Here is a 257-nt window from a genome sequence, read left to right as displayed (position 1 = left end):
ATTGCGACGTTGAATCGCAGCTTTCCAAGAAACCGCCGTTTCTGCCGCATCACATGGGCGCCATACAGCCATATTTGGCGTCATACGTAGGTTAGCTAATTGCTCAACTGGCTGATGCGTTGGACCATCTTCACCTTGACCGATAGAGTCATGGGTATAAACGAAGATGTTTTGAATGCCCATCAGCGCCGACATACGGACTGCGTTACGGGCGTATTCCATGAACATCATGAAAGTTGCGCCGTAGTTGATGAAAC

Annotated in this window: 1 pseudogene; it reads right to left on the bottom strand. The window is 49.0% G+C overall.

The window, feature by feature from the left end:
• Positions 1-252: pseudogene (locus tag KB213_RS12145) on the bottom strand (transketolase); the annotation flags it as partial.
• Positions 253-257: the final 5 nt, after the last annotated feature.

Source organism: Neokomagataea anthophila (genome assembly GCF_018122595.1).
GTDB lineage: Bacteria > Pseudomonadota > Alphaproteobacteria > Acetobacterales > Acetobacteraceae > Gluconobacter > Gluconobacter anthophilus.
The sequence above is the reverse complement of the archived record's forward strand: the minus strand, read 5'-3'. Positions and strand labels throughout refer to the sequence as shown.